3 protein-coding genes and 1 pseudogene are annotated in these 2,909 nt (G+C 73.8%); 1 reads left to right on the top strand and 3 read right to left on the bottom strand.

Annotated features, from left to right (window positions below; all coding sequences use genetic code 11):
- Positions 1–63 precede the first annotated feature (63 nt).
- Positions 64–573 (bottom strand): peptide deformylase, encoded by a 510-nt coding sequence (gene def, locus ACWCO3_RS33560; RefSeq protein WP_450013962.1) that lies wholly within the window; start codon positions 571–573, stop codon positions 64–66.
- A gap of 31 nt (positions 574–604) precedes the next feature.
- A complete protein-coding gene (locus ACWCO3_RS33555; RefSeq protein WP_358166732.1) occupies positions 605–1,885 on the bottom strand; it encodes a chorismate-binding protein in 1,281 nt (426 codons plus the stop codon).
- Between the two features lie 123 nt (positions 1,886–2,008).
- Here ACWCO3_RS33555 and ACWCO3_RS33550 point away from each other — a divergent pair, with 123 nt between their 5' ends.
- Positions 2,009–2,209 carry a DUF5999 family protein gene (locus ACWCO3_RS33550; RefSeq protein ID WP_007460326.1) on the top strand — a complete coding sequence of 67 codons (201 nt, stop codon included), beginning with the start codon at positions 2,009–2,011 and terminating at the stop codon, positions 2,207–2,209.
- A gap of 133 nt (positions 2,210–2,342) precedes the next feature.
- On the opposite strand, the pseudogene ACWCO3_RS33545 reads toward ACWCO3_RS33550, so the two are convergent.
- Positions 2,343–2,909, bottom strand: a pseudogene (locus ACWCO3_RS33545) (glycine dehydrogenase (aminomethyl-transferring)); the annotation flags it as partial.

Raw genomic sequence — 2,909 nt, 5'->3', positions numbered from 1 at the left:
GACAGCACCTGACGCGCCAGCCGGGCCCGGCTGGCGCGTCATCGGCAGATCAGCGGCGGCAGATCAGCGGCGGCGGCTGGGTGAGTGGAAGCGGCCGGCGCGGATCTCGCGCAGGGCCCGCCGGCGGATGTCGCCGCGCAGCGTGTCGACGTAGAGGGTGCCGCGCAGGTGGTCGGTCTCGTGTTGCAGGGCGCGGGCGAGGAACCCGCTGCCGGAGATCGTCAACGGCTCGCCGTTCTGGTCGACGCCGTGGGCGGTGGCGTGCAGGGCCCGCGCGGTCGGGAAGTACAGCCCGGGGATGGACAGGCAGCCCTCCTCGTCGTCCTGGAGTTCGTCGGACAGTTCGAGGGTGGGGTTGATCAGGTGGCCGCGGTGCCCGTCGGCGTCGTAGACGAACACCTGGGCGCTGACGCCGATCTGCGGCGCGGCGACGCCGGCGCGGCCGGGCTCGCCGAGCAGGGTGTCCATCAGGTCGGTGACGAGGGCGCGCAGTTCGGCGTCGAAGGTGGTGACCGGCTCGCATTCGGTGCGCAGGACGGGGTCGCCGATGATCCGGATGGGCCGCATGGTCATGGACGGCAGCTTATCGCCGGTGGCGGCGGGTTCAGCGTCCGGCCAGGGTGGCGCGGATCGGGGCGGTCTTCGCTGCGGCTTCGGCGACCTCGGCGGTGGGGTCGCTGTCCCAGGTGATGCCGCCACCGGCCCAGGTGTGCAGGTGCTGGCCGTCGGCGGCGGCGGTGCGGATGGTCAGGCCGAGGTCGACGCGGCCGGGGGCGACCCAGCCCAGCGCGCCCATACTGGCGCCCCGGCCGACCGGTTCGAGGGCGTTGATCTGGGTCAGGGCGGCGCGTTTCGGCGCGCCGGTGACGGAACCGCCGGGGCAGGTGGCGCGCAGCAGGTCGGCCAGGCCGAGCCCGTCGGCGGCGGCGGCCCGTACTGTCGACTCGGCCTGCCACAGGTCGCACCAGCGGCGGACGGTGAACAGGTCGTCGACGGTGACGGTGCCGGTGCGGGCGATGCGGGCGAGGTCGTTGCGTTCCAGGTCGACGATCATGACGTGTTCGGCGCGTTCCTTCGCGCTGGCGAGCAGCTCGGCGCGGCCGGCGGCGGTGGCCGGGCGGGTGCCCTTGATGGGTCGGGTGATCAGCTGCCCGTCGGTGACCTCGATGAGGGTCTCCGGGGAGGCGCAGCCGATGGCCCAGCCGTCGCCGGTGAGCACGCCGCCGTAGCGGGCGCCGGGCAGCGCGCCGAGGCGGCGCAGCGCGGGTAGCGGGTCGCCGGTGTAGCGGGCGGCGGCGTGCCCGACGAGGTTGGTCTGGTAGACGTCCCCGCGACCGATCGCGGCGCGCACGCTCGTGACGGCGTCGGCGTGCTGGCGGCGGGTCCAGCTCTCGGCCCACTCACCGAGCCACCACGCCGAGGCGGGCCGGCCGACCGGGTCGGCCGGGGTCGGGTGGTGGCCGTAGACAACGACGGTGAGGTCGGGCAGCGTCGGCGCGGGCTCGGGCGCGGTGGTGGGCGCTCCCGCCAGGTGCGCGCCGGCGGCGGCGGACAGGTAGAACGCCGCGCCGCAGACCCCGCTGCCGTCGTGACGGGCCGTGGCGGGCCGGCTCAGGTCGTGCAGGGCCAGGCCGTGTGCGGCCAGGAACTCCTCGGCGAGGGCGGCGGGGTCGCCTCCGTCGCGGAGGTGCCACTGCAGGCGGGCGCGTTCGGTGAGCGCGCCGCGACACGCGGCCGGGGCCGCAGGCACATCGATCGACGCAGCCGTGCCGCGGTCTGCGGCCAACCCAGCCGTGCCGCGGTCCGCGGCATACCCGGCCGGGCCGCGGTCCGCGGCATACACCTGTGGGAGCGTTTCCACGCCGTACGGTTCGACCTTCCTCATCCGTTCAGTGGATTTCCGGTGCGACAGACGGACACCTGCTCGATGCCGGACACTTTCACTTGGTACTGTGCGTCACTGGTCATGTGAACCATGACACAGTGCCCCCACAGTCCGGAGAACCCGATGTGCCAGCACCAACCGACCTGCCCCTCCGCTGAAGCCACCGACCGGGAAGCCGCGCGAGTCCTCGCTTGCTTCCGTGAGCAGGGCTGGAGCCTGCTCTGCAATGGTGTCATCGTCTTCGAGGACACCGGCGAGCTGCTCCCCGACGGCAGCAGCATCGCACCGCACCGCGGCCCCGCCCGCCACGCTCTCGTGGCCTGACCGACCACTCAGCGTCACCGACTAGCCGCCATTCGACCCAGGCCCCGTCCCCCGGTAAGGGACGCCACGCCCAGGTCGCAGCGGCTGCCGGGGCGGCCCGAAACCGCCCGCCCCGGCACGCCCGTCGCCAAGCTCAGTCTTCGAACGCTTCCGGCGACGGGCACGAGCAGACCAGGTTCCGGTCGCCGTACGCGCCGTCGATGCGCCGCACCGGAGGCCAGTACTTCCCGGCCCGGTCCACCCCGGCCGGGTACGCGCCCACCGACCGCGGGTACGCGTGCGGCCACTCGTCGCCGCTGACCATCGCCGCGGTGTGCGGCGCGTTCGCCAGGGGGTTGTCCCCCGCCGGCCACTGCCCCGACCCGACCTGCTCGATCTCCGCGCGGATCGCGATCATCGCGTCGCAGAACCGGTCCAGTTCGGCCAGGTCCTCGCTCTCGGTCGGCTCCACCATCAGCGTCCCGGCGACGGGGAACGACATCGTCGGCGCGTGGAAGCCGTAGTCGATCAGCCGCTTCGCCACGTCGTCCACCGTCACCCCGGTCGCCTTCGTCAACGGCCGCAGGTCGAGGATGCACTCGTGCGCCACCAGGCCCTTGTTGCCGGCGTACAGCACCGGGAAGTGCCCCCGCAGGCGCGCCGCCACGTAGTTCGCCGCGAGGACCGCCACACCGGTGGCCCGGGTCAGCCCTTCGGCGCC

The sequence above is a fragment of the Micromonospora sp. NPDC002411 genome, from assembly GCF_053592955.1.
This window is presented reverse-complemented; position numbering and strand designations above follow the sequence as displayed.